The organism is Pseudomonas sp. HN11 (assembly GCF_021390155.1).
Lineage (GTDB): Bacteria > Pseudomonadota > Gammaproteobacteria > Pseudomonadales > Pseudomonadaceae > Aquipseudomonas.
In genome coordinates this window covers 5,334,060-5,358,939 of the sequence record NZ_CP089985.1, presented here as the reverse complement: position 1 = coordinate 5,358,939, position 24,880 = coordinate 5,334,060, and the positions used below count along the sequence as shown (strand labels likewise).

The following is a 24,880-nucleotide window of genomic DNA, read 5'->3' as shown; positions in this document are numbered from 1 at the left end:
GGTGCTGCATTCGTCGTGATCAGCGAGAATAGAGGGCCCGGCGGGTGGTCGGGATGGTGGAGAGCGGGTTATGGGATTTGATCAGGTGCGCCAGCGCCGTTTGTCTGACGATATCGTCGAGCAGCTTGAGGGCATGATCCTTGAGGGCACGTTGAAGTCCGGCGAACGCTTGCCGGCCGAGCGCGCTTTGGCTGAGCAGTTTGGTGTGTCGCGTCCTTCTTTGCGTGAAGCGATCCAGAAGTTGGCGGCTAAAGGTTTGCTCGTCAGCCGTCAGGGCGGTGGTAACTACGTGGCGGAGTCCCTCGGTTCCACGTTCAGTGATCCGTTGCTGCATCTGCTGGAGAACAATCCCGAGGCTCAGCGTGATCTGCTGGAATTTCGTCAGACCCTGGAAGCTTCTTGTGCCTATTACGCGGCATTGCGCGCCACCGAAGTTGATCGTGAGCGGCTTACAGCAGCGTTCGAAGCGCTACAGGATTGCTACGCCCGCTCTGATGAAGTGAGTCGGGCGGAAGAGGGGGCAGCGGATGCACGGTTTCACTTGGCAATTGCCGAGGCCAGCCACAACGCGGTGCTACTGCACACCATTCGCGGCCTGTTCGACCTGCTGAAACGGAACGTGGTAACCAACATTGGCGGCATGTACCAGCAGCGCACGGAAACCCGCGACATGCTGATCAGTCAGCATCGGGATTTGTACCTGGCGATTATCGAAGGGCGAGCCGAGCAGGCACGGGAGGTTTCAACACGTCACCTGCTGTATGTGCAGGAAGTGCTGGAGGAGGTGCGTCAGGAAGTCCAGCGTGTGGCGCGTGCGGAGCGGCGCAAGGGCATGTAGCCGAGGGAGGGAGACTCCCAAGGCTGCATCACTGCGAGGATCAGTCTTCCTTGCCCTTGTTGCGCACGGCACGATGCAGTTCGCGGTTGGAATCGCGCTCGCGCTCGGTATCACGCTTGTCGTATTCCTTCTTGCCCTTGCCCAAGGCGATCTCGCACTTGACCAGATGCTTGCTCCAGTACCAGGACAGGCACACGCAGGCATAGCCTTTTTGCTGTACCGCAGCGGCGAGCTTTTCGATTTCGCGCGCATTGAGCAGCAACTTACGCGTGCGCACCGGGTCGGCAATCACGTGGGTGCTCGCGGTGGTCAGCGGGGTGATATGACTGCCGAGCAGCCATGCCTCGCCATCCTTGAGCAGCACATAGCTGTCGACCAGCTGCAGCTTGCTGGCACGCAGACTCTTTACTTCCCAGCCGGCCAGGACCAGACCAGCCTCGAACCGATGTTCGATGAAGTAATCGTGTCGCGCTTTTTTATTTTGCGCGATGGTCCCTGTGGGGTGTTTCTTTTGTTTAGCCATAGGGGCGGCATTATAGGGAGTTGCGAGCGTGTCGGCTACGGTCAACCTGCGTGCTTGAGCGTGTTGGACGAATCCCGGACAATGCGGGCAGTTCTTTGGTTTTTTTCTTTCGCGGATCGGGCTGTTCTTTCGCGATGTTTGCCTCAGCGGTGGAAATAACGCACACATGACGACGCATATTCAACGTTCGGCGCTGTTGCCCTATCCGGCACAGGCGCTTTATGACCTGGTCAACGACGTGGCGCGTTACCCGGAATTCCTGCCGTGGTGCTCAACGGCCGAGGTGCTGGAAAGTGGTGATGAACACATGGTTGCCAGTGTTGGGGTCGCGAAAGGCGGCCTTAGCCAGCACTTTGTTACGCGCAATGTACTGGTGCCTGGCAAATCCATTGAAATGAATTTGCAGGAAGGGCCGTTTACCCAACTGCACGGCGTGTGGGTATTCAAGGCACTGACAGACAAGGCCTGCAAAATCAGCCTGGATCTTTCCTTCGATTACGCCGGGCCTATCGTGCGAGCAACATTGGGCCCGTTGTTCAACCAGGCGGCCAATACGCTCGTGGATGCGTTTTGCCAGCGAGCCAAGCAACTGCATGGTTGAGATTGAGGTGGTGTATGCCGCCGTGGACCGCCAGGTGTTGTTGGCAGTGACGGTGCCGGCGGGCACGAATCTGCGTGCTGCGGTACAGGCATCCGATATTGCAGTGCAGTTTCCTGAGCTGGATCTGGCTGTTTGCCCTTTGGGTATATTCGGCAAAGTGGTTGCGGATGCTGAGGTGCGTGCCGTGCAGGCCGGTGATCGTATTGAGATCTACCGGCCGTTGCTGGCGGATCCAAAAGAGGTTCGCCGACTGCGCGCGGCCAAGGCGGCCCTGGCCAAGCAGCAGAATTCATAGGCCAGTCAAATGACAGGCAGCAAAAAGCCCGGCATGCCGGGCTTTTTGTTGAGCGCTGCAACGTTACTGCGGGCTGGTGTCCAGAGGCTGCGGCGTCGGGACGGGCACTGTTTCCACGCCGTCGACGTCTTTCTGGATCTTGTCGAGCAGTGAGCCTGGCTTGGCCGGTACTTCGGACTTCGGCTTTTCACCTTCCTGTGCAGGGGCAGTCACGTTAGTGCCGTTATCCTTGCCGAGCAGCGCTTCATCACGGCTCACGCCGGGCATGAAGTCACCAGACAGGCTGACAAGCTGGTCATTGCCATTGAAAACGACACTGACGCGTTCCTGCTGGCGTTCACCGCCACCTGGTTGCAGGCTGTAGAGATAATCCCAGCGATCGGCATGGAAAGTGTCGGTCAGCAGGGGGTTACCCATGATAAACCGTACTTGCCGTCGGGTCATTCCGGGGCGTAACTGGTCTATCATGTCCTGCGTGACGACATTGCCCTGCTGGATGTCGATTTTGTAAACCCCGGGGAATGAACAACCGGCGAGTGCGAGCAGTCCCACAAAGGTGAAACTGGTTAGCAAGAGCTTGGTGTTTTGCATCGGTGGGCGACTTCCACTATCTTGGCTGGGACAACGTAAACGCCGATCATACCCGTATTAAGAGAAGCTGCGAAGCAGCATCCGCGAGAAAGCTAACCATGGTTGAAAATAGCGAACTACGCAAAGCCGGTCTCAAAGTGACTCTGCCACGAGTCAAGATTCTACAAATGCTCGATTCTGCTGAGCAGCGCCACATGAGTGCCGAGGATGTCTACAAGGCGCTGATGGAGTCTAACGAGGACGTCGGCCTGGCCACGGTTTACCGTGTACTGACCCAGTTTGAAGCCGCAGGGCTGGTGGTTCGTCATAATTTCGACGGCGGTCATGCGGTGTTCGAATTGGCTGACGGTGGTCATCACGATCATATGGTTGACCTGGATACCAATGAGGTAATCGAGTTCACCAGCCCGGAAATCGAAGCGCTGCAGCACAAGATTGCTGAGGAGCATGGCTTCGATCTGGTTGACCATAATCTGGTCCTGTACATCCGTAAGAAAAAGTAACAAGCGCTGCAGATTCTCTCTGCGAAACGATCGAAGGCGACCTCAAGGTCGCCTTCGTGCTTTCTATATAAAGAGAAAATTATCCGCTCAGGCCTTTGCCGCTATGACCATTTTCTTCGCGTGCGCCAACGACTCCTTGGTCAAATCAATGCCGCCGAGCATCCGCGCCACTTCTTCCACACGCTCCGATTTGTTCAGCTTGGACACGGCCGTGTGTGTTGCATCATTGCCGCGTACCTTATGCACAAACAGGTGTTGATGGCCCTGAGCTGCCACTTGCGGCAGGTGGGTTACCGTCAGTACCTGGCCTCGATCCCCCAGGCGTCGCAACAACTGGCCAACTATTTCCGCTGTAGGCCCACCAATCCCTACGTCGACTTCGTCAAATACCAGCGTTGGGACTCGAGAGGTTTGCGCGGTAATCACCTGGATCGCCAGACTGATCCGCGACAGCTCGCCGCCGGATGCCACTTTTGCCAAGGCCTTGAGCGGCTGCCCAGGGTTGGCGCTGACCAGTAGTTCAACCTGTTCCAGGCCGTGGGGCTGCAATTCGTTGCTGGCGTTCGGGCGCAATTCAATAGTGAAACGACCGCCCGGCATGCCCAGGCGCTGGATTTCCAGCTCCACTGCGCTGGCCAGGCCTGTCGCTGCTTGTTGGCGCAGGTCGCTCAGCTCGCGCGCCTTCTCTTGGTAATGGCGGGCGAAAGAGGCTAGCTCATCACCCAGGCGTTCGATGGATTCGTCGTTGGCGTTCAGTGTCTCGATTTCATCCAGCAACTTTTGCTGCATGGTCGCCACTTCGGTGGGCTGAATACGATGTTTGCGCGCCAGGGTGTAGATGGTGTCCAGGCGTTCTTCTATTTCCTGCAGGCGTGCCGGGTCGGCATCGAAGTGATCGAGGAACCGATTCAGTTCGCCGACGGCTTCCTCTACCTGGATCTGTGCACTGGTGAGCAGGGTCGTCGCCTCGCTCAACGAGCCGGAGCTGTTGTTAACGCTGGACAGGCGATTGAGACTGGCAGTCAGTGCATTGAGTACATTGCCTGAATCACTCTCACTGCATTGTTCCACTACCTGTCGACAAATACCCAGCAGCGTTTCGGCATTGGTGAGGTTTTTGTGTTCCTGCTCGAGTTGCTCCAGCTCGGTTTCGCCAAGGCCCAAGCTTTCCAGTTCTTCGAGTTGATAGCTGAGCAATTGATGGCGAGCACGTTGTTCATCGCCAGAATTGGAAAGTCGTTCCAGTTCCTGTCGAGTCTGACGCCAGCGTTGGGCGGCCAGCTGCACCTGACGGGCAAGGTCTGTGGCTCCAGCGTACTCATCGAGCAGGCGACGATGGGTATCGGTTTTCAGCAGGGACTGGTGTTCATGTTGGCTGTGGATGTCGATCAGCAACTCACCCAGCGCTTTGAGGTCGCCAAGCGGGCAGGGTGTGCCGTTGATGTAGCCACGGGAACGACCTTCCGCCGTGATGACCCGTCGCAGGATGCACGGACCTTCATTATTAAGGTCGCGCTCGACCAGCCAGGCTTGCGCCTCGGGAATATCCGCCAGGTCGAAGGTGGCCAGGATATCGGCCTTGTCCGCACCGGGGCGTACCACGCCGCTGTCGGCGCGATCACCCAGGGTCAGGCCAAGGGCGTCGAGCATGATCGACTTGCCGGCACCGGTTTCGCCTGTGATTACGCTCATCCCGCGATCCAGTTCGAGATCCAGGTGTTCAACGATGGCGTAGTTATGTACGGACAAGTGCACGAGCATGACGGCCGCTCCCAGGCTTTAGGTCTGGTTATTTATACAGTGTTTTGTTTGGGGCTGACAATCCTGGTGCTTAGCTCGATTTGCTTGAAATGGCATGTTTTTTAGCGCAAACCGGAATGACCACGCAGGAAGTGATGTAGGTCAGTCGAAAGGTTTTTGGTAACGCCTGCGCCCTTGAACCTGGAAATTGTGGCCCCATATACCCGAACAGAAGCGCGAGTCGAGTTCGCGCATGATTTTGAAAGGAGAAAACTATGGCTGACGAACAGACGCAGGATACGCAAACTCCAGACGCCAATTCGGCTGTCGGCGATGAGCTGACAACTCGCGTGCAAGTGCTCGAAGAGCAATTGGCCGCTGCGCAGGACCAATCTTTGCGTGTTGCCGCTGATCTGCAGAACGTCCGCCGCCGTGCCGAGCAGGATGTAGAGAAGGCTCACAAATTCGCGCTGGAAAAATTTGCCAATGACTTGCTGCCGATCATCGACAGCCTGGAGCGTGGCCTTGAATTGTCCAACCCGGACGACGAAAACATCCGCCCGATGCGCGAAGGGATCGAGCTGACCCTGAAAATGTTCCAGGACACCCTGAAGCGTTATCAGTTGGAGGCGATCGATCCACAAGGCGGAGAGCCGTTCAACGCTGAGCATCACCAAGCCATGGCCATGCAGGATAGCCATGACCTGGAGCCGAACAGCGTGCTCAAAACGTTCCAGAAGGGTTATCTGCTCAATGGTCGCTTGCTGCGCCCGGCGATGGTCGTGGTGAGCAAGGCGCCTGCACCGGTTTCGCCTTCTATTGATGAGCAGGCTTGAAATACGCTGCAAAGCCCCCATCTATTAAGTCAAGCGATTAAGTGCTACCGCAGTTGGCCACCACTGCTGCGGCAACCAAATTCAAGTTTCGGGAGAGTAAATCATGGGCAAAATTATCGGTATTGACCTGGGGACCACCAACTCCTGTGTCTCCGTCATGGAAAACGGCAAAGCCAAAGTAATCGAAAACGCCGAAGGCGCGCGTACCACGCCGTCGATCATTGCTTACGCAAATGATGGCGAGATCCTCGTCGGTCAGTCGGCAAAGCGCCAGGCTGTCACCAACCCGCACAACACTCTGTACGCGGTAAAGCGTCTGATCGGTCGTAAGTTCGACGAAGAAGTCGTGCAGAAAGACATCAAGATGGTGCCTTACAAAATCGCCAAGGCTGACAACGGTGACGCCTGGGTTGAGGTAAATGGCAATAAGATGTCTGCACCGCAGATCTCGGCTGAAGTCTTGAAAAAGATGAAGAAGACTGCCGAAGACTATCTCGGCGAAGCAGTGACCGAAGCGGTGATTACCGTTCCGGCCTACTTCAACGACAGCCAGCGCCAGGCGACCAAAGACGCCGGCCGCATCGCGGGTCTGGACGTAAAACGTATCATCAACGAACCCACCGCAGCTGCTCTGGCTTACGGCATGGACAAGGCCAAAGGCGACCACACCGTGATCGTTTATGACCTGGGTGGCGGTACTTTCGACGTCTCGGTCATCGAGATCGCTGAAGTTGACGGCGAGCACCAGTTCGAAGTGTTGGCCACCAATGGTGACACCTTCCTGGGTGGTGAAGACTTTGACATTCGTCTGATCGACTACCTCGTCGACGAATTCAAGAAAGAAAGCGGCATGAACCTCAAGGGTGATCCGCTGGCGATGCAGCGCCTGAAAGAAGCCGCTGAAAAAGCCAAGATCGAGCTGTCTTCCAGCAACTCGACCGATGTGAACCTGCCATACATCACTGCAGATGCCACCGGTCCTAAGCACTTGAACGTGAAGGTTTCTCGTGCCAAGTTGGAAGCTCTGGTTGAAGACCTGGTTCAACGCACCATCGAACCTTGCCGCACCGCGCTGAAAGATGCCGGTATCGACGTTGGTTCCATCAACGACGTGATCCTGGTGGGCGGTCAGACCCGTATGCCACTGGTTCAGCAGAAAGTAACCGAGTTCTTCGGCAAGGAAGCACGTAAAGACGTGAACCCGGACGAAGCGGTTGCCATGGGTGCTGCCATCCAGGGCGCGGTATTGGCCGGCGACGTGAAAGACGTTCTGCTGCTGGACGTGAGCCCGCTGACCCTGGGTATCGAAACCATGGGCGGCGTGATGACTGCGCTGATCGAGAAAAACACCACGATTCCTACCAAGAAATCGCAAGTGTTCTCGACTGCTGACGATAACCAAGGCGCTGTAACCATTCACGTGCTGCAAGGTGAGCGTAAGCAGGCTGCTCAGAACAAGTCCCTGGGCAAGTTCGACCTGTCCGAGATTCCACCAGCACCACGTGGCGTGCCACAAATCGAAGTGACCTTTGACATCGACGCCAACGGCATTCTGCACGTCGGCGCGAAAGACAAGGCGACTGGCAAAGAACAGAAGATCACCATCAAGGCCAACTCCGGTCTGTCTGATGAAGAAATTCAACAGATGATCCGTGATGCGGAAGCCAACGCTGATGCGGACGCCAAGTTTGCTGAACTGGCTGGCGCCCGTAACCAGGGTGATGCACTGGTTCACTCGACACGCAAAATGGTCGCTGATGCTGGCGATAAAGTGACTGCTGAAGAGAAGGCCGCAATCGAAGCCGCTGTAGTTGCCCTGGAAGCCGCCGTCAAGGGCGACGACAAGGCTGCTATCGAAGCCAAGATCGAAGAGCTGTCGAAAGTCTCCGCGCCAGTCGCTCAGAAAATGTACGCCGAACAAGGTCAGCCAACTGACGGTGCTGCGCAACAGGCAGAGCCTGAAGCCAAGCACGACGACGTTGTCGATGCCGAGTTCGAAGAAGTCAAAGACCAGAAGTAAGTTGGTCGCCCGGTTGACCGCTATCAAGCGGTGACTGGTAGGATGTCGCCGCGCGGGAGCTTGCTCCCGCGTTGGCGTGTCTGGGGTATGCGAATTTTTACAGCATGCGACAGCGTACGGATGCTGGCGGTGTGATCGGGAATGCTCCTGCTTTCCGAGCAGTAAATACCGCATTTTTGGCCGGCTCCCTGGCTAAAAAGTAGTAATGACCAGGATCGTTGAATTGACGTGAGTTGGGTCCGGGCCTGTATTGGGGCTCAACGAGTTTGGCGAGGCTCAGGAGGGCCTGGCTGAACGTCCTTAAGAGTGCAAAGACTTATGGCAAAGCGTGACTATTACGAAGTATTGGGTGTGGAGCGCGGTTCCAGCGAGGCGGACCTGAAGAAGGCCTACCGTCGCCTGGCGATGAAGCATCACCCGGACCGTAATCCGGATAGCAAAGAATCCGAAGAGATGTTCAAAGAGGCCAATGAGGCCTACGAATGCCTGTCTGATCCCAACAAGCGTGCGGCCTACGACCAGTATGGCCACGCTGGCGTCGACCCGAGCATGGGGGGCGGTGGTGCCGGCTTTGGCGGTCAGAACTTCTCCGACATTTTCGGTGACGTATTCAGCGACTTTTTCGGCGGTGGCCGGGGTGGTCAGCGTGGCGGCGCCCAACGTGGCAGCGATTTGCGCTACACCCTGGAATTGAACCTGGAAGAAGCCGTGCGCGGCACCAGCGTCAACATCCGCGTGCCGACGCTGGTCAACTGCAAACCGTGCGATGGTTCGGGTGCCAAGAAAGGCTCCTCGCCGATCACCTGCCCAACCTGTGGCGGTATCGGTCAGGTCCGTATGCAACAGGGCTTCTTCTCGGTGCAACAGACCTGCCCGCGTTGCCATGGCCAGGGCAAGATCATTTCTGATCCGTGCGATTCCTGCCACGGCGAAGGGCGTGTCGAAGAGTACAAAACCCTTTCGGTGAAAGTGCCGGCGGGCGTGGACACTGGTGATCGCATTCGTCTGTCGGGCGAGGGCGAGGCGGGGACCCAGGGTGGCCCTACGGGTGACCTGTACGTGGTGATCAATGTGCGCGAGCACTCGATCTTCCAGCGTGACGGTAAGCACCTGTTCTGCGAGGTGCCGATCAGCTTTGTTGATGCGGCACTGGGCGGCGAGCTTGAGATTCCAACCCTCGATGGTCGGGTCAAACTCAAGATTCCTGAAGGCACCCAGACCGGCAAGCAGTTCCGTATCCGTGGCAAAGGCGTTGCGCCAGTGCGCGGTGGCGGTGCTGGCGACCTGATGTGTCGCGTGGCGGTAGAGACTCCGGTCAACCTGAATCGCCGTCAGCGTGAACTGCTTGAAGAGTTCCGCAGCTCAATGGAAGGTGATGACTCTCACTCGCCGAAAACCGCGGGCTTTTTCGATGGCGTGAAGCGCTTCTTCGGCGACCTGTAAGGAACTGAGTATGCGACGTATAGCCGTAATGGGCGCTGCCGGGCGCATGGGCAAGACGCTGGTCGAGGCGGTGCAGCAGCGCTCGCCGGCCTCCGGGCTGACCGCTGCGATCGTTCGCCCTGGCAGCACGTTGATTGGTGCGGATGCGGGTGAGCTCGCCTCGTTGGGGCGCATCGGTGTTTCGTTGTCCGGCAACCTGGAGCAGGTGGCGGACGAGTTCGATGTGCTGATCGATTTCACCCTGCCAGAGGTGATGCTGAAAAATCTGGCCTTCTGCCGCAAGGCGGGCAAGGCCATGGTGATCGGTACTACCGGTTTGACGGCGGAGCAGAAGCAGTTGCTGGTGGAGGCGGGCAAGGATATTCCCATCGTCTTCGCCGCCAACTTCAGTGTTGGCGTGAATCTGTCGCTCAAGCTGCTGGACCTGGCAGCGCGTGTGCTGGGTGATGAAGCGGATATCGAGATCATCGAGACCCACCACCGCCACAAGATCGACGCGCCGTCGGGCACCGCGTTGCGCATGGGTGAAGCGATTGCCGATGCGCTGGGCCGCGACTTGTCAAAAGTCGCGGTGTACGGCCGTGAAGGCCATACCGGTGCGCGTGCGCGTGACACCATAGGTTTTGCGACCGTGCGCGGCGGTGACGTGGTGGGCGATCACACTGTGCTGTTCGCCACAGAGGGTGAGCGCCTGGAAATCACGCATAAAGCCTCCAGTCGCATGACTTTTGCCAAGGGTGCGGTACGTGCTGCGCTCTGGTTGGAAGGTCGCGAGCCGGGTCTGTACGACATGCGCGATGTACTGGATCTGCACTGATCAGTAGCTAAAACAGGGCCTCAAGCTTATGCTTGGGCCCCGTTTTGACCCGCTAAGCGACGTCCTGTCGCATTCCCCTGCCTTTAAGGCTCAATAGCGGTGGACCAAAAAAGCCTTTTTCTGTAAGCTACAGCTTTAGTGTGTTCACTAAAAGCGCGCAGAATAATTCAGTGAATAAGCGGAGTGACGTGTCCATACGTCACTCCGCTTTTTTACACCTGCGATCGCCCTTTCAGGCTTTATTTACGGGAGGTCTTCTTGACTAAGCCAGCCATACTCGCCCTTGCTGATGGCAGCATTTTTCGCGGCGAAGCCATTGGAGCCGACGGTCAGACCGTTGGAGAGGTAGTGTTTAACACTGCCATGACCGGCTATCAGGAAATCCTTACCGATCCTTCCTACGCCCAACAGATCGTTACCCTGACCTATCCGCACATCGGCAACACCGGTACTACACCGGAAGATGTCGAGTCTGATCGTGTCTGGTCGGCCGGTCTGGTGATTCGTGATCTGCCACTGGTTGCGAGCAACTGGCGTAACACGATGTCACTGTCCGACTACCTGAAAGCCAACAATGTTGTGGCGATCGCCGGGATCGATACGCGCCGCCTCACGCGCATCCTGCGTGAAAAAGGCTCGCAGAACGGCTGCATCATGGTCGGTGACAATATCTCCGAAGAGGCGGCGATTGCCGCAGCGCAAGGCTTCCCAGGCCTGAAGGGCATGGACCTGGCGAAAGTCGTCAGCGTCAAAGAGAAGTACGAATGGCGCTCCACTGTCTGGGACTTGAAGACCGACAGCCATGCAACTATCGAAGCCGCTGACCTGCCCTACCACGTCGTGGCCTACGACTACGGCGTCAAATACAACATCCTGCGCATGCTGGTCGAGCGCGGTTGCCGTGTGACCGTGGTGCCGGCGCAAACCCCGGCCAGCGACGTGCTTGCGCTGCAACCGGACGGTGTGTTCCTGTCCAACGGCCCGGGTGACCCTGAGCCTTGCGACTACGCCATCCAGGCGATCAAGGAAGTACTTGAAACCGAGATTCCGGTATTCGGCATCTGTCTCGGTCATCAACTGCTGGCCCTGGCCTCCGGCGCCAAGACCCTGAAAATGGGCCATGGTCACCACGGTGCCAACCACCCGGTACAAGACCTTGATACTGGCGTTGTGATGATCACCAGCCAAAACCACGGCTTTGCGGTAGATGAAGCCACCCTGCCGAGCAACGTGCGCGCGATTCACAAGTCGCTGTTCGACGGTTCCCTGCAAGGCATCGAACGCACCGACAAGAGCGCGTTCAGCTTCCAGGGCCACCCTGAAGCCAGCCCGGGCCCGAACGACGTAGCGCCGCTGTTCGACCGTTTCATCAATGAGATGGCCAAGCGACGCTGACTGAGCGGCCAGCGGGCGGCCCCGGACTTCGGCGGCCCCCGCAGGCTCTTCAAAGAATGTTCAAGACGGCTTGCCGACTGACCTGCGGATTTGAGTGACAAACCCATGCCAAAACGTACAGACATACAAAGCATCCTGATTCTCGGCGCTGGCCCGATTGTGATCGGCCAGGCCTGCGAATTCGACTACTCCGGCGCCCAGGCCTGTAAAGCCCTGCGCGAAGAGGGTTACCGCGTCATCCTGGTGAACTCCAATCCGGCCACCATCATGACCGACCCGGACATGGCCGACGCCACCTACATCGAGCCGATCAAGTGGCAGACCGTTGCCAAGATCATCGAGAAAGAGCGTCCGGATGCGCTGCTGCCGACCATGGGTGGCCAGACCGCACTGAATTGCGCCTTGGACCTGGAGCGCGAAGGCGTTTTGGAGAAGTTCGGCGTAGAGATGATCGGCGCCAACGCCGACACCATCGACAAGGCTGAAGACCGTTCGCGCTTCGACAAGGCCATGAAGTCCATTGGCCTTGACTGCCCGCGATCCGGTATTGCTCACAGCATGGAAGAGGCCAATGCGGTTCTCGAAAAGCTGGGCTTCCCGTGCATCATCCGTCCGTCCTTCACTATGGGTGGCACCGGTGGCGGTATCGCTTATAACCGTGAAGAGTTCGAAGAAATCTGCGCCCGTGGCCTGGACCTGTCGCCGACCAAAGAGCTGCTGATTGACGAATCCCTGATCGGCTGGAAAGAGTATGAGATGGAGGTTGTCCGCGACAAAAAGGACAACTGCATCATCGTCTGCTCGATCGAAAACTTCGACCCGATGGGCGTGCACACCGGTGATTCGATCACGGTTGCTCCGGCGCAGACGCTGACGGACAAGGAATACCAGATCATGCGTAACGCCTCGCTGGCGGTACTGCGTGAGATCGGCGTTGAAACCGGCGGTTCCAACGTTCAGTTCGGTATCTGTCCGAACACTGGCCGCATGGTCGTGATCGAGATGAACCCGCGTGTATCGCGTTCTTCGGCGCTGGCATCGAAGGCTACCGGCTTCCCGATTGCGCGCATCGCTGCCAAGCTGGCGATCGGTTACACCCTGGACGAGTTGCAAAACGAAATCACTGGTGGCGCTACGCCGGCGTCATTTGAGCCGTCGATCGACTACGTCGTGACCAAGCTGCCACGCTTTGCCTTCGAGAAATTCGCCAAGGCCGACGCTCGCCTGACCACCCAGATGAAATCCGTGGGTGAAGTCATGGCCATCGGCCGGACCTTCCAGGAATCCCTGCAGAAAGCCCTGCGCGGCCTGGAAGTGGGGGTTTGCGGTCTGGACGAAAAGCTCGACCTGGGCAACCCGGAAAGCATGAGCGTGCTCAAGCGCGAGCTGACCGTCCCGGGCGCCGAGCGCATCTGGTACGTGGCTGACGCTTTCCGCGCCGGTATGACCGTCGAAGACATCTTCGGCATGAACATGATCGACCCGTGGTTCCTGGTACAGATCGAAGATCTGATCAAGGAAGAAGAGAAGGTCAAGACCCTGGGTCTGGCCAGCATCGACCGCGACATGATGTTCCGCCTCAAGCGCAAAGGCTTCTCCGACCAGCGTCTGGCCAAGCTGCTGGGTGTGACCGAGAAGAATCTGCGCACGCATCGTCACAAGCTGGATATTTTCCCGGTCTACAAGCGCGTTGACACCTGCGCGGCCGAGTTCGCCACCGACACCGCGTACCTGTACTCCACTTACGAGGAAGAGTGCGAAGCCGCGCCGTCGGGTCGCGACAAGATCATAATCCTGGGCGGCGGTCCAAACCGTATTGGCCAGGGTATCGAGTTCGACTACTGCTGCGTACACGCCGCTCTCGCCCTGCGCGAAGATGGGTACGAGACCATCATGGTCAACTGCAACCCGGAAACCGTTTCCACTGACTACGACACTTCCGACCGTCTTTACTTTGAGCCGGTGACCCTGGAAGACGTGCTAGAGATCTGCCGCGTCGAGAAGCCAAAAGGCGTGATCGTCCAGTACGGCGGCCAGACCCCGCTGAAACTGGCGCGTGCTCTGGAAGCGGCTGGCGTGCCTATCATCGGCACCAGCCCGGACGCCATTGACCGTGCGGAAGACCGTGAGCGCTTCCAGCAAATGGTTGAGCGCCTGAACCTGCGTCAGCCGCCGAACGCCACCGTGCGCAGCGAAGACGAAGCCATTCGCGCAGCCAGCAAGATCGGCTATCCGCTTGTGGTGCGTCCGTCCTATGTGCTGGGCGGTCGTGCGATGGAAATCGTCTACGAAGAAGAAGAACTCAAGCGTTATCTGCGTGATGCGGTGAAAGTGTCCAATGACAGCCCGGTGCTGCTGGACCACTTCCTCAACTGCGCCATCGAAATGGACGTGGACGCTGTTTGTGACGGCACTGATGTGGTTATCGGCGCGATCATGCAGCACATCGAGCAGGCTGGCGTTCACTCCGGTGACTCCGCATGCTCGCTGCCGCCGTACTCGCTGCCGGCGCACATCCAGGACGAGATGCGCGAACAAGTCAAGAAAATGGCCCTGGAACTGGGCGTGGTCGGTCTGATGAACGTACAGTTGGCGCTGCAAGGTGAAGACATCTACGTCATCGAAGTCAACCCGCGCGCTTCGCGTACCGTGCCTTTTGTTTCCAAGTGCATCGGTGTGTCCCTGGCCATGATCGCTGCTCGCGTGATGGCGGGTAAGACCCTCAAAGAAATCGGCTTCACCCAGGAAATCATTCCGAACTTCTACAGTGTGAAAGAGGCGGTGTTCCCATTCGCCAAATTCCCTGGCGTGGACCCGATCCTGGGCCCAGAGATGAAGTCCACCGGTGAAGTGATGGGTGTGGGTGATACCTTTGGTGAAGCCTTTGCCAAAGCCCAGATGGGAGCCAGCGAAGTGCTGCCGACCGGCGGTACTGCGTTCATCAGCGTGCGTGATGACGACAAGCCACTGGTTGCAGGCGTGGCCCGTGATCTGATCAACTTGGGTTTTGAAGTCGTGGCTACCGCCGGGACCGCCAAGCTGATCGAGGCTGCCGGCTTGAAGGTACGTCGCGTGAACAAGGTGACGGAAGGCCGTCCGCACGTGGTCGACATGATCAAGAATGACGAAGTTACCCTGATCATCAACACCACCGAAGGTCGCCAGTCGATCGCGGACTCCTACTCCATTCGTCGTAATGCCTTGCAGCACAAGATCTACTGCACCACCACTATTGCTGCTGGCGAAGCCATCTGCGAAGCGCTCAAGTTCGGTCCGGAAAAGACCGTGCGTCGCTTGCAGGATCTACACGCAGGATTGAAGGCATGACCAAATACCCAATGACCGTCCAGGGCTTCAAGGCCCTGGAAGAGGAGCACGCCCACCTGACCAAGGTCGTACGTCCAAAGCTGAGCCAGGACATCGGTACGGCCCGCGAGCTGGGTGACTTGAAGGAGAACGCCGAATACCACGCTGCCCGCGAGCAGCAAGGTATGGTCGAGGCGCGAATCCGTGATATCGAAGGCCGCCTGCAGAACTCGGTGGTCATCGATGTGACCACTATTCCTCATACTGGGAAGGTGATCTTCGGTACGACCGTCGAAATCGCCAATGTCGAGACCGATGAAAGCGTGACTTACCACATCGTGGGAGAGGACGAGGCCGACATCAAGCAAGGCAAGATCTCTGTGGGGTCCCCGATTGCCCGTGCCTTGATTGCCAAGGAAGAGGGCGATGTGGTCGCTGTGAAGACGCCGAGTGGCGTGATCGAGTACGAGATTGTCGAAGTTCGTCACATCTGAAAAACGGCGCCCGCTTCGTGCGGGCGCCATGCTTTGGCAACTCTCTCAGATGCTTTGGGTGGGCGGCCTGTGGTTGTTGCACATCGGTGTGCTTCCGGCGCTGGGCCTCATTGGCCTGGCACCGCTACTGATCGACGAGATCGATGGACTACTCAGTGCGCTGCTGGTGGGTTTTGCGGCAGCGTGCGTGACGCTCCAGGCGTTGGTACTGGTCAAGGCCGAGGGCTTGGGGAGTTTGTGGCGGGATATTCGCGGGCAACTGCTGTTGATGGCGCTGTATGCGTGCGCAATGTTTTGCATGGTGCATGTCTGGTTGCCGGAAGCGTTGCGCTGGCAGCTATTCAGCTATCTTGTGCTAGGGTTCTCCGGCCTGGTGCTGGTTTTACAGCCTGCACCGGGATGGAGTGGCGGGGCGCGCGAAGCACGCCCGTGACCCTTTTTGTAATTTAAAAGCTACTTGAAGCGGTGTACGTTCGACAGTTGCTTGTTGGCGCTGAAGTTCTTGCGATACAGCAGCGCCATCTTGCCGATGACCTGGACCAGGTCTGCTTTGCCTACCTTGCACAGTTCTGCAATGGCGGCCAGGCGCGCTTCGCGGTCAAGGATGTTGACCTTGATCTTGATCAGTTCATGATCGTTCAGTGCGCGTTCGAATTCGGCTAACACACCTTCAGTCAAACCGTTATCTGCCACAATCAGAACTGGTTTCAGATGGTGGCCAATGGATTTGTACTGTTTCTTCTGCTCTTGAGTGAGCGGCATAATCTGACCCCTGCGTCTGATCTTGTAAAAAGCGGCGGCCAGTTTACCCGAGCGAGTCCGGGACCGCCCAGTTAATCACGACCCGTTTTATTTTTCGAGGTGGCCCGTGGCCCGTTCCAAAACCAGCCTTAAGTGGCTTCAAGAACATTTCAACGATCCTTACGTCAAAAAGGCGCAAAAGGACGGCTACCGTTCCCGGGCCAGCTACAAGCTGTTGGAGATTCAGGAAAAGGATAAATTAATCCGTCCGGGAATGAGCGTTATTGATCTGGGGGCAGCCCCTGGTGGGTGGTCTCAGGTGACCAGTCGTCTGATTGGTGGGCAGGGCCGCTTAATCGCTTCCGACATTCTGGAAATGGACAGTATCCCGGATGTGACCTTTGTTCATGGGGACTTCACCGAGGACGCGGTGCTCGGACAAATCCTTGAAGCTGTGGGAAATTCGCAGGTAGACCTTGTGATTTCCGACATGGCCCCCAATATGAGTGGATTGCCGGCCGTTGATATGCCGCGCGCGATGTTCCTTTGTGAACTGGCGCTGGATTTGGCGGGTCGAGTTCTGCGCCCTGGTGGTGATTTTCTGGTGAAAGTCTTCCAGGGCGAGGGTTTTGACGAGTACCACAAGAATATCCGGAAATTGTTCGACAAGGTGCAGACGCGTAAGCCTGATTCCTCCCGGGACAGGTCTCGGGAGCAGTACTTGCTGTGCCGCGGTTTCCGCGGTGTTGAAGGCGCTACGAGTGAAGAGCGTTTTTGAAGAATTTGAGGGGGGCGATAGGTTTTTTTATATCGCTTTCGTCACGAAGCTTTACGAATATTGTGTAGTCAAAGTTTCACAAAGGGTTACAGACGGCGCCTGCCAGAGTTGTAGGTAATGTAGTAAGTTAGGCCGGTGAATATCATGCGAAGCGCGCGCCAGTAGCGGAGCTTGCTTCAGAGGGTAGTTAATTGAACGATATGGCAAAGAATCTGATCCTGTGGTTGATCATCGCGGCTGTCCTGGTGACGGTGATGAACAACTTCTCCAGCCCTAACGAGCCGCAGACCCTCAACTATTCCGACTTCATCCAGCAAGTTAAGGATGGCAAGGTCGAGCGCGTAGCGGTTGATGGCTATGTGATCACCGGCAAGCGCAACGATGGCGACAGCTTCAAGACTATTCGTCCGGCGATTCAGGACAATGGCTTGATCGGCGACCTGGTGGATAACAAGGTGGTCGTTGAAGGCAAGCAGCCTGAGCAGCAGAGTATCTGGACTCAACTCTTGGTGGCCAGCTTCCCGATTTTGGTGATTATCGCCGTGTTCATGTTCTTCATGCGCCAGATGCAAGGTGGTGCAGGGGGCAAGGGCGGGCCGATGAGCTTTGGCAAGAGCAAGGCGCGCCTGCTCTCTGAAGATCAGGTGAAAACCACACTGGCTGACGTTGCCGGTTGCGACGAAGCCAAGGAGGAAGTCGGCGAACTGGTCGAGTTCCTGCGTGACCCGGGCAAGTTCCAGCGTCTGGGTGGCCGTATTCCTCGCGGTGTATTGATGGTCGGTCCTCCGGGTACCGGTAAAACCTTGCTGGCCAAGGCGATTGCCGGCGAAGCCAAGGTGCCTTTCTTCACCATTTCCGGTTCTGACTTCGTCGAAATGTTCGTCGGTGTTGGCGCCAGCCGTGTTCGCGATATGTTCGAGCAGGCCAAGAAGCACGCGCCATGCATCATCTTCATCGATGAAATCGACGCCGTTGGTCGGCATCGTGGTGCTGGCATGGGCGGTGGTCATGATGAGCGTGAGCAGACCCTTAACCAGTTGCTGGTTGAGATGGATGGCTTTGAAATGAATGACGGCATCATCGTCATCGCTGCAACCAACCGTCCGGACGTATTGGACCCCGCGTTGCTGCGTCCAGGCCGTTTCGACCGTCAGGTCGTGGTGGGGCTGCCGGATATCCGTGGTCGCGAGCAGATTCTCAAAGTACACATGCGCAAAGTCCCCATGGGGGACGACGTGGCCCCGGCCGTGATTGCCCGTGGTACGCCTGGCTTCTCCGGTGCTGACCTGGCCAACCTGGTCAATGAGGCCTCGTTGTTTGCTGCCCGTACCGGCAAGCGCATCGTTGAAATGAAAGAGTTCGAACTGGCGAAAGACAAGATCATGATGGGCGCCGAGCGCAAATCCATGGTCATGTCCGAGAAAGAGAAGCAGAACACCGCTTATCACGAAGCCGGTCACGCCATTGTCGGTCGCGTTGTGCCTGAGCACGACCCGGTCTACAAGGTGTCGATCATTCCTCGTGGTCGGGCGCTGGGGGTTACGATGTTCCTGCCGGAAGAGGACCGTTACAGCCTCTCCAAGCGTGCGCTGATCAGCCAGATCTGCTCGCTGTACGGGGGCCGGATCGCTGAAGAAATGACCCTTGGCTTTGACGGTGTCACCACTGGTGCTTCCAACGACATCATGCGTGCCAGCCAGATTGCACGGAACATGGTGACCAAGTGGGGGTTGTCGGAAAAGCTCGGCCCGCTGATGTATGCCGAAGAAGAAGGTGAAGTGTTTCTGGGGCGTGGCGGTGGCGGTCAAAATGCCAGCTTCTCCGGGGAGACGGCCAAGCTGATCGACTCCGAAGTGCGCAGCATCATTGACCAGTGCTACGGCACGGCCAAGCAGATCCTGACGGATAACCGCGACAAGCTGGATGCCATGGCGGATGCGCTGATGAAGTATGAGACCATCGACGCCGACCAGATCGACGACATCATGGCCGGTCGTACGCCTCGTGAGCCACGTGATTGGGAAGGCGGTTCGGGCACCTCTGGCACTCCGCCTGTGGTTCAGAACGAACGCCCTGAAACCCCGATCGGCGGCCCTGCAGCTGACGTCTAAGGTTTGAAATGACTTCTGTGTTGTCCTCCACCCGGTTGCCTTGCGGCAATCGGGTTCTTGATTTGGCCCATATGCATGTTATGGGCATCCTTAATGTAACTCCCGACTCCTTTTCCGATGGCGGCCGCTTCAGCCAGCTTGATGCGGCATTGCGTCATGCTGAAGCCATGGTTATGGCGGGAGCGACCCTGATTGACGTCGGTGGTGAGTCGACTCGGCCTGGTGCTCGCATCGTTTCTCCGTTGGAGGAGCTGGAGAGGGTGGCGCCGATCGTCGAACGTATTGCGCGTGAGCTGGATGTGATCATCTCGGTTGATACCTCGACGCCTGCCGTGATGCGCGAAACTGCACGCCTTGGGGCGGGACTGATCAACGATGTGCGCTCCCTTCAGCGTGACGGCGCCCTTGATGCGGCTGCGGCAACCGGTTTGCCAGTGTGCCTGATGCACATGCTGGGTGAGCCCGGCAACATGCAGGACAGCCCTCACTATGATGATCTTGTCGGCGAAGTAAGCGGTTTTCTTGCTGAGCGGGTCGCTCAGTGTGCTGCCGCCGGCATTGCTGAGGAAAAAATCATCCTCGATCCCGGCTTCGGCTTTGCTAAGACCCTGCAGCACAATCTAAGCCTGTTCAAGCATATGGAAGCCCTGCATGCCCTGGGTCGCCCCCTATTGGTCGGCGTTTCGCGCAAGAGCATGATAGGGCTGGCCTTGAATCGTCCGGTGGGTGAACGGCTGTATGGCGGTCTTGCGCTGGCGGCGCTGGCGGTGACCAAGGGTGCGCGTATCTTGCGTGTGCATGATGTCGCCGAGACCATAGATGTAGTGCGTATGATTGCCGCTGTAGAATCAGCCGAATAAGAATGATGGAGCACTTATGACTAAAAAATACTTTGGCACCGACGGTATCCGTGGTCGGGTCGGCGAATTTCCGATTACTCCTGATTTCATGCTCAAGCTGGGTTGGGCGGCTGGCATGGCGTTCCGCAGCATGGGGGCTTGCCGTATCCTGGTGGGTAAAGACACCCGAATTTCGGGCTACATGTTTGAGTCCGCACTGGAGGCGGGTCTGTCTGCCGCGGGGGCTGATGTCATGCTGCTGGGGCCCATGCCGACGCCAGCGATCGCTTACCTGACGCGTACCTTTCACGCTGAAGCCGGTATCGTGATCAGTGCTTCGCATAACCCTCATGATGACAACGGCATCAAGTTCTTCTCGGGCCAGGGCACCAAGCTGCCCGACGAGATCGAGTTGATGATCGAAGAGCTGCTGGATGCGCCGATGACGGTGGTTGAGTCCAGCAAGCTTGGCAAAGTTTCGCGTATCAATGACGCATCCGGCCGTTATATCGAGTTCTGCAAGAGCAGTGTGCCGAGCAGTACCAATTTCGCCGGCCTGAAGATTGTGGTCGACTGCGCCCATGGTGCGACCTATAAAGTCGCGCCTAGCGTGTTCAAGGAGTTGGGTGCTGACGTGACGGTGCTGTCGGCCCAGCCTAATGGTTTGAATATCAACGAAAACTGTGGCTCCACCCATATGGAGCAGTTGCAGGCGGCCGTCCTCGCCGAGCATGCGGACCTGGGTATTGCGTTTGACGGCGATGGTGACCGTGTTCTCATGGTGGATCATACCGGTGCCATTGTTGATGGTGACGATCTCTTGTTCATCATTGCGCGCGATATGCATGAGCGTAACAAGCTGCAAGGTGGTGTTGTCGGTACGCTGATGAGTAATCTGGGTCTTGAATTGGCCTTGGCGGATTTGGGTATCCCGTTCGTGCGCGCCAATGTCGGTGACCGTTATGTGATCGCTGAGTTGCTTGAGCGTAACTGGCAGGTGGGTGGCGAAAACTCCGGGCATGTTGTCTGCTTCCAGCACACTACGACTGGCGATGCGATCATTGCTGCGTTGCAGGTTCTGCTTTCCTTGCGTCGTCGCGAAGAGAGCCTTGCCCAGGCGCGCCAGGCCCTGCGCAAATGTCCGCAAGTGCTGCTCAATGTGCGTTTTGCCGGCGGCGATAATCCGATCGAGCACCCCGCTGTCAAAGAGGCGTGCGATCGTGTGACTCTGGCGATGGCGGGTCGTGGTCGAGTGCTGTTGCGCAAGTCCGGCACAGAGCCTCTGGTGCGTGTCATGGTCGAAGGTGAAGACGAAACACAGGTTCGCGGTCATGCCGAAGACCTGGCAAAACTGGTAACTGAAGTTTGCGCCTGAATTCGGCTTGCCAGTGATGAGATGGTTGGGTAACATCTGCGCCCACTTTGACCGACGAGGTACAGCATGCGTCGCACTATGGTAGCTGGTAACTGGAAGATGCACGGTACCCGCGCCAGTGTCGCTGAGCTGATCAATGGCCTTCGTCACTTGGCCTTGCCTAGCGGTGTTGATGTTGCGGTTTTTCCGCCTTGCTTGCATATCAACCAGGTGGTTGATGGCTTGAAAGGTAAGTCGATCCAGGTCGGCGCGCAGAATTCTGCGGTGGAGCCGATGCAAGGTGCGTTGACCGGTGAGATTTCGCCGAGTCAGTTGGTTGATGCGGGTTGTTCCTATGTGCTTGTCGGGCACTCCGAGCGCCGCCAGATGATGGGCGAGCGTGACGGGACACTCAATCGCAAGTTCGCAGCGGCACAGGCTTGCGGCCTGATTCCAGTGTTGTGCATAGGGGAGACTCTGGAGCAGCGCGAATCGGGCAAGACTCTTGAAGTTGTCTCGCGTCAGTTGGGCAGCATCATCGAGGAGCTGGGGGTTGGTGCGTTTGCAAAGGCAGTGATTGCTTACGAGCCGGTCTGGGCCATTGGTACCGGGCTGACTGCTACACCGCAACAGGCGCAGGATGTGCATGCAGCCATCCGCGCGCAGTTGGCGGCAGAGAATTCTGAAGTCGCACAAGGTGTGCGTCTTCTATACGGCGGCAGCGTGAAGGCGGCCAATGCGGTCGAACTGTTCGGCATGCCGGATATCGATGGGGGGCTCATTGGTGGAGCTTCCCTGAATGCAGATGAGTTCGGTGCGATCTGTCGCGCCGCGGGAAACTGAAAAAATGCTGGAAACAGTCGTAGTCGTTTTTCATCTGTTGGCTGCTCTGAGCGTAGTTGCTCTGGTTTTGCTGCAACAGGGTAAAGGTGCGGATGCTGGTGCGTCTTTCGGTGCAGGTGCTTCAAATACTGTGTTCGGAAGCCAAGGTTCCTCTACCTTTCTTAGTAAGTTTACTGCTATACTTGCCGCCGGTTTCTTCATAACCAGCTTGGGGTTAGGTTACTTTGCTAAAGAGAAGGCTCATGTGCTGACTCAGGTAGGTCTCCCAAATCCAGCAGTGTTGGAAGTACCAAAAGCAAAACCGGCTTCTGATGATGTCCCGGTGCTTCAAGAGCAAAAGTCGGCTACTCCAGCGACTGACGTACCTCCAGCTCAAGAGCAGAAGTAAGAAGGGTTGTAAGCGCTGTATTGCCGAGGTGGTGGAATTGGTAGACACGCAACCTTGAGGTGGTTGTGCCCATAGGGTGTAGGGGTTCGAGTCCCCTTCTCGGTACCAATTGTCAGGAGAGCCCGCTGTTGCGGGCTTTCTTGTAGGTGGAAGGTTACATTGACCCTGCAAGGGATCGGTCGTATACTTCCGCCCCAGCTTTGTCGCGGGGTGGAGCAGTCTGGTAGCTCGTCGGGCTCATAACCCGAAGGTCGTCGGTTCAAATCCGGCCCCCGCAACCAGTTTTAGCGGAGCCCCTTTTAAGGGGCTTTTTGTTAGCTGGACACTTTCAACGCCGCTGTTCGACGGCGTTTCAAGGATGGGCGTTTCGCCCATTTTTTTATTTTGCACAGCATGCACATACATGCACGAGGGGGTTCAGGTGTCGAGCAAGCTAGAAGAGTTGCAGGCCTTGTTGGCCCCGGTGGTCGTGGCCCTAGGCTATGAATGCTGGGGTATTGAGTTTTCGGCTCAAGGTCGCCACTCAATGTTGCGTGTTTATATCGATAAAGAGGGCGGCGTGCTGGTGGACGATTGTGCCATTGTCAGCCGTCAGATCAGCGGTGTGCTGGATGTTGAAGATCCGATCTCCGTTGAATACACCCTCGAAGTTTCCTCGCCAGGCATGGAACGCCCACTGTTCACTATTGATCAGTTTGCAAAATTTGCCGGTGAACAAGTGAAGATCAAGCTGCGTTCTCCCTTCGAAGGGCGACGCAACTTTCAGGGCCTTCTGCGCGGTGTAGAAGAACAGGATGTCGTGGTGCAGGTAGAAGACCATGAGTTCCTGTTGCCGATCGATATGATCGACAAGGCCAACATTATTCCCAGTTTTGACTGAGACGCGGATCCCGCGGATCCAATGGCTTGCGAAAGGCGAGGCGTACGATGAGCAAAGAAGTACTGCTGGTTGTTGAGTCGGTATCCAATGAAAAGGGCGTACCGGCAAACGTGATTTTTGAAGCGCTGGAGCTGGCCCTGGCCACTGCTACCAAAAAGCGTTTTGAAGACGAAGTTGATCTGCGTGTGGAAATCAACCGCCACACCGGTGCCTATGAGACTTTCCGTCGTTGGACGGTCGTCGAAGAAGCCGATCTTGATGATCCGGCCATCGAAACCTGGCCGAGCAAGGTTGCCGAAACGCACCCTGGCGCCAACGTAGGTGATGTCGTCGAAGAAAAGATCGAATCGATCGAATTCGGCCGCATTGCTGCACAGACCGCCAAACAGGTCATTGTGCAGAAGGTTCGCGAAGCCGAGCGCGCTCAAGTCGTTGACGCTTATCGCGAACGCCTGGGCGAGATCATCTCCGGCACCGTGAAAAAAGTCACCCGCGACAACGTGATCGTTGACCTGGGCAACAACGCTGAAGCGTTGCTGGCTCGCGAAGACATCATCTCTCGCGAAACCTTCCGTGTCGGCGTGCGCCTGCGCGCGCTGCTCAAGGAAATCCGCACCGAGAACCGCGGCCCTCAGCTGATCCTGTCGCGTACCGCGCCGGAAATGCTGATCGAGCTGTTCCGTATCGAAGTGCCGGAAATCGCCGAAGGCCTGATTGAAGTCATGGCGGCGTCCCGCGACCCGGGTTCGCGCGCCAAGATCGCGGTCCGCTCCAAGGACAAACGCATCGACCCGCAAGGCGCTTGCATCGGTATGCGCGGTTCGCGCGTCCAGGCCGTGTCGGGCGAATTGGGCGGTGAGCGTGTGGACATCGTCCTGTGGGACGATAACCCGGCGCAGTTCGTGATCAATGCCATGTCGCCGGCTGAAGTGGCGGCAATTATCGTTGACGAAGATGCCCATGCAATGGACATCGCCGTTGGCGCAGACAATCTGGCTCAGGCCATTGGTCGTGGTGGTCAGAACGTGCGTCTGGCCAGCCAGTTGACCGGTTGGACCCTGAACGTGATGACCGAATCGGACATCCAGGCTAAGCAGCAAGCTGAAACCGGTGACATCCTGCGCAACTTCATCGAAGAGTTGGAAGTCGATGAAGATCTGGCACAGGTGCTGGTAGATGAAGGCTTCACCAGCCTGGAAGAGATTGCCTACGTACCGTTGGAAGAAATGCTCAACATCGACGGCTTTGACGAAGACACCGTCAACGAGCTTCGCGCTCGGGCCAAGGATCGTTTGTTGACTAAAGCCATCGCTACTGAGGAAAAGCTGGCAGACGCCCATCCGGCCGAAGACCTGCTCTCGCTTGAGGGTATGGACAAGGATTTGGCGATGGAACTGGCGGTGCGCGGCGTAATTACCCGCGAAGACCTGGCCGAGCAGTCTATTGACGATCTGCTCGACATCGACGGCATTGACGATGATCGTGCCGGCAAGTTGATCATGGCCGCCCGAGCCCATTGGTTCGAGTAACTAGGCGCGGCCTGA

Annotated in this window: 24 protein-coding genes and 2 tRNA genes; 22 read left to right on the top strand and 4 right to left on the bottom strand. The window is 57.3% G+C overall.

The window, feature by feature from the left end:
• Positions 1 to 70 precede the first annotated feature (70 nt).
• Positions 71 to 838: a GntR family transcriptional regulator gene (locus tag LVW35_RS24555; RefSeq protein ID WP_186605127.1), complete on the top strand. Its 768-nt coding sequence runs from the start codon at positions 71 to 73 to the stop codon at positions 836 to 838.
• Positions 839 to 878: 40 nt separating this feature from the next.
• Here the strand turns inward: LVW35_RS24555 and smpB are convergent, their stop codons facing one another.
• Complete coding sequence (gene smpB, locus LVW35_RS24550) at positions 879 to 1,361, bottom strand: SsrA-binding protein SmpB (RefSeq protein WP_233892390.1); 483 nt, start codon at positions 1,359 to 1,361, stop codon at positions 879 to 881.
• Between the two features lie 166 nt (positions 1,362 to 1,527).
• Here smpB and LVW35_RS24545 point away from each other — a divergent pair, with 166 nt between their 5' ends.
• Positions 1,528 to 1,962, top strand: a complete 435-nt coding sequence (locus tag LVW35_RS24545; protein WP_025857099.1) for a type II toxin-antitoxin system RatA family toxin — start codon at positions 1,528 to 1,530, stop codon at positions 1,960 to 1,962.
• Positions 1,955 to 2,257, top strand: a complete 303-nt coding sequence (locus LVW35_RS24540; RefSeq protein WP_233892389.1) for an RnfH family protein — start codon at positions 1,955 to 1,957, stop codon at positions 2,255 to 2,257. The genes LVW35_RS24545 and LVW35_RS24540 overlap by 8 nt, the downstream gene beginning before the upstream one ends.
• A 63-nt stretch (positions 2,258 to 2,320) precedes the next feature.
• Here the strand turns inward: LVW35_RS24540 and LVW35_RS24535 are convergent, their stop codons facing one another.
• Positions 2,321 to 2,848: an outer membrane protein assembly factor BamE gene (locus tag LVW35_RS24535; RefSeq protein ID WP_078050224.1), complete on the bottom strand. Its 528-nt coding sequence runs from the start codon at positions 2,846 to 2,848 to the stop codon at positions 2,321 to 2,323.
• Between the two features lie 98 nt (positions 2,849 to 2,946).
• Here LVW35_RS24535 and fur point away from each other — a divergent pair, with 98 nt between their 5' ends.
• Positions 2,947 to 3,351 (top strand): ferric iron uptake transcriptional regulator, encoded by a 405-nt coding sequence (fur, locus tag LVW35_RS24530; protein WP_003194220.1) that lies wholly within the window; start codon positions 2,947 to 2,949, stop codon positions 3,349 to 3,351.
• 87 nt (positions 3,352 to 3,438) lie between these two features.
• Here fur and recN read toward each other — a convergent pair whose 3' ends face one another.
• Entirely contained in the window at positions 3,439 to 5,112 is a 1,674-nt protein-coding gene (gene recN, locus LVW35_RS24525; RefSeq protein WP_233892388.1) for a DNA repair protein RecN, read from the bottom strand.
• Positions 5,113 to 5,366: 254 nt separating this feature from the next.
• Between recN and grpE the strand changes: the two genes are divergently transcribed.
• The 8 genes from grpE to LVW35_RS24485 all read left to right on the top strand — a co-directional run bounded on the left by grpE (position 5,367) and on the right by LVW35_RS24485 (position 15,835).
• Positions 5,367 to 5,927 carry a nucleotide exchange factor GrpE gene (gene grpE / locus LVW35_RS24520; RefSeq protein ID WP_233892387.1) on the top strand — a complete coding sequence of 187 codons (561 nt, stop codon included), beginning with the start codon at positions 5,367 to 5,369 and terminating at the stop codon, positions 5,925 to 5,927.
• A 103-nt stretch (positions 5,928 to 6,030) separates the two neighbouring features.
• Positions 6,031 to 7,947 (top strand): molecular chaperone DnaK, encoded by a 1,917-nt coding sequence (gene dnaK / locus LVW35_RS24515; protein ID WP_233892386.1) that lies wholly within the window; start codon positions 6,031 to 6,033, stop codon positions 7,945 to 7,947.
• A 318-nt stretch (positions 7,948 to 8,265) separates the two neighbouring features.
• Complete coding sequence (gene dnaJ, locus LVW35_RS24510) at positions 8,266 to 9,390, top strand: molecular chaperone DnaJ (RefSeq protein WP_016976814.1); 1,125 nt, start codon at positions 8,266 to 8,268, stop codon at positions 9,388 to 9,390.
• 10 nt (positions 9,391 to 9,400) lie between these two features.
• On the top strand, positions 9,401 to 10,207 hold the full coding sequence (gene dapB, locus LVW35_RS24505; RefSeq protein WP_233892385.1) for a 4-hydroxy-tetrahydrodipicolinate reductase: 807 nt from the start codon (positions 9,401 to 9,403) through the stop codon (positions 10,205 to 10,207).
• Positions 10,208 to 10,465: 258 nt separating this feature from the next.
• Complete coding sequence (gene carA, locus LVW35_RS24500; RefSeq protein ID WP_071489993.1) at positions 10,466 to 11,602, top strand: glutamine-hydrolyzing carbamoyl-phosphate synthase small subunit; 1,137 nt, start codon at positions 10,466 to 10,468, stop codon at positions 11,600 to 11,602.
• Between the two features lie 105 nt (positions 11,603 to 11,707).
• Positions 11,708 to 14,929 (top strand): carbamoyl-phosphate synthase large subunit, encoded by a 3,222-nt coding sequence (gene carB / locus LVW35_RS24495; RefSeq protein WP_233892384.1) that lies wholly within the window; start codon positions 11,708 to 11,710, stop codon positions 14,927 to 14,929.
• A complete protein-coding gene (gene greA, locus LVW35_RS24490; protein ID WP_060752268.1) occupies positions 14,926 to 15,402 on the top strand; it encodes a transcription elongation factor GreA in 477 nt (158 codons plus the stop codon). Before carB ends, greA begins: the two co-directional genes overlap by 4 nt.
• Before the next feature lie 28 nt (positions 15,403 to 15,430).
• On the top strand, positions 15,431 to 15,835 hold the full coding sequence (locus LVW35_RS24485) for an MFS transporter (protein WP_233892383.1): 405 nt from the start codon (positions 15,431 to 15,433) through the stop codon (positions 15,833 to 15,835).
• A 20-nt stretch (positions 15,836 to 15,855) separates the two neighbouring features.
• Here LVW35_RS24485 and LVW35_RS24480 read toward each other — a convergent pair whose 3' ends face one another.
• The gene (locus LVW35_RS24480) at positions 15,856 to 16,164 is read right to left on the bottom strand and encodes a YhbY family RNA-binding protein (protein ID WP_049711487.1); all 309 of its coding nucleotides are present in this window, start codon (positions 16,162 to 16,164) and stop codon (positions 15,856 to 15,858) included.
• Positions 16,165 to 16,270: 106 nt separating this feature from the next.
• Between LVW35_RS24480 and rlmE the strand changes: the two genes are divergently transcribed.
• From rlmE to nusA, 10 genes are all read left to right on the top strand, one after another.
• Positions 16,271 to 16,921 (top strand): 23S rRNA (uridine(2552)-2'-O)-methyltransferase RlmE, encoded by a 651-nt coding sequence (gene rlmE, locus LVW35_RS24475; protein ID WP_233892382.1) that lies wholly within the window; start codon positions 16,271 to 16,273, stop codon positions 16,919 to 16,921.
• Positions 16,922 to 17,121: 200 nt separating this feature from the next.
• On the top strand, positions 17,122 to 19,032 hold the full coding sequence (gene ftsH / locus LVW35_RS24470) for an ATP-dependent zinc metalloprotease FtsH (RefSeq protein WP_233892381.1): 1,911 nt from the start codon (positions 17,122 to 17,124) through the stop codon (positions 19,030 to 19,032).
• Between the two features lie 8 nt (positions 19,033 to 19,040).
• Entirely contained in the window at positions 19,041 to 19,892 is an 852-nt protein-coding gene (gene folP / locus LVW35_RS24465) for a dihydropteroate synthase (protein ID WP_233892380.1), read from the top strand.
• Between the two features lie 16 nt (positions 19,893 to 19,908).
• Positions 19,909 to 21,246 (top strand): phosphoglucosamine mutase, encoded by a 1,338-nt coding sequence (gene glmM, locus LVW35_RS24460; RefSeq protein WP_233892379.1) that lies wholly within the window; start codon positions 19,909 to 19,911, stop codon positions 21,244 to 21,246.
• Positions 21,247 to 21,312: 66 nt separating this feature from the next.
• Positions 21,313 to 22,068: a triose-phosphate isomerase gene (gene tpiA / locus LVW35_RS24455; RefSeq protein WP_003194193.1), complete on the top strand. Its 756-nt coding sequence runs from the start codon at positions 21,313 to 21,315 to the stop codon at positions 22,066 to 22,068.
• 4 nt (positions 22,069 to 22,072) lie between these two features.
• On the top strand, positions 22,073 to 22,456 hold the full coding sequence (gene secG, locus LVW35_RS24450; RefSeq protein WP_003194191.1) for a preprotein translocase subunit SecG: 384 nt from the start codon (positions 22,073 to 22,075) through the stop codon (positions 22,454 to 22,456).
• A gap of 22 nt (positions 22,457 to 22,478) precedes the next feature.
• A tRNA-Leu gene (locus LVW35_RS24445) sits at positions 22,479 to 22,564 on the top strand.
• A gap of 96 nt (positions 22,565 to 22,660) precedes the next feature.
• A tRNA-Met gene (locus LVW35_RS24440) sits at positions 22,661 to 22,737 on the top strand.
• Between the two features lie 140 nt (positions 22,738 to 22,877).
• The gene (gene rimP / locus LVW35_RS24435) at positions 22,878 to 23,336 is read left to right on the top strand and encodes a ribosome maturation factor RimP (RefSeq protein WP_003235029.1); all 459 of its coding nucleotides are present in this window, start codon (positions 22,878 to 22,880) and stop codon (positions 23,334 to 23,336) included.
• A gap of 47 nt (positions 23,337 to 23,383) precedes the next feature.
• A complete protein-coding gene (gene nusA / locus LVW35_RS24430; RefSeq protein ID WP_233892378.1) occupies positions 23,384 to 24,865 on the top strand; it encodes a transcription termination factor NusA in 1,482 nt (493 codons plus the stop codon).
• Positions 24,866 to 24,880: the final 15 nt, after the last annotated feature.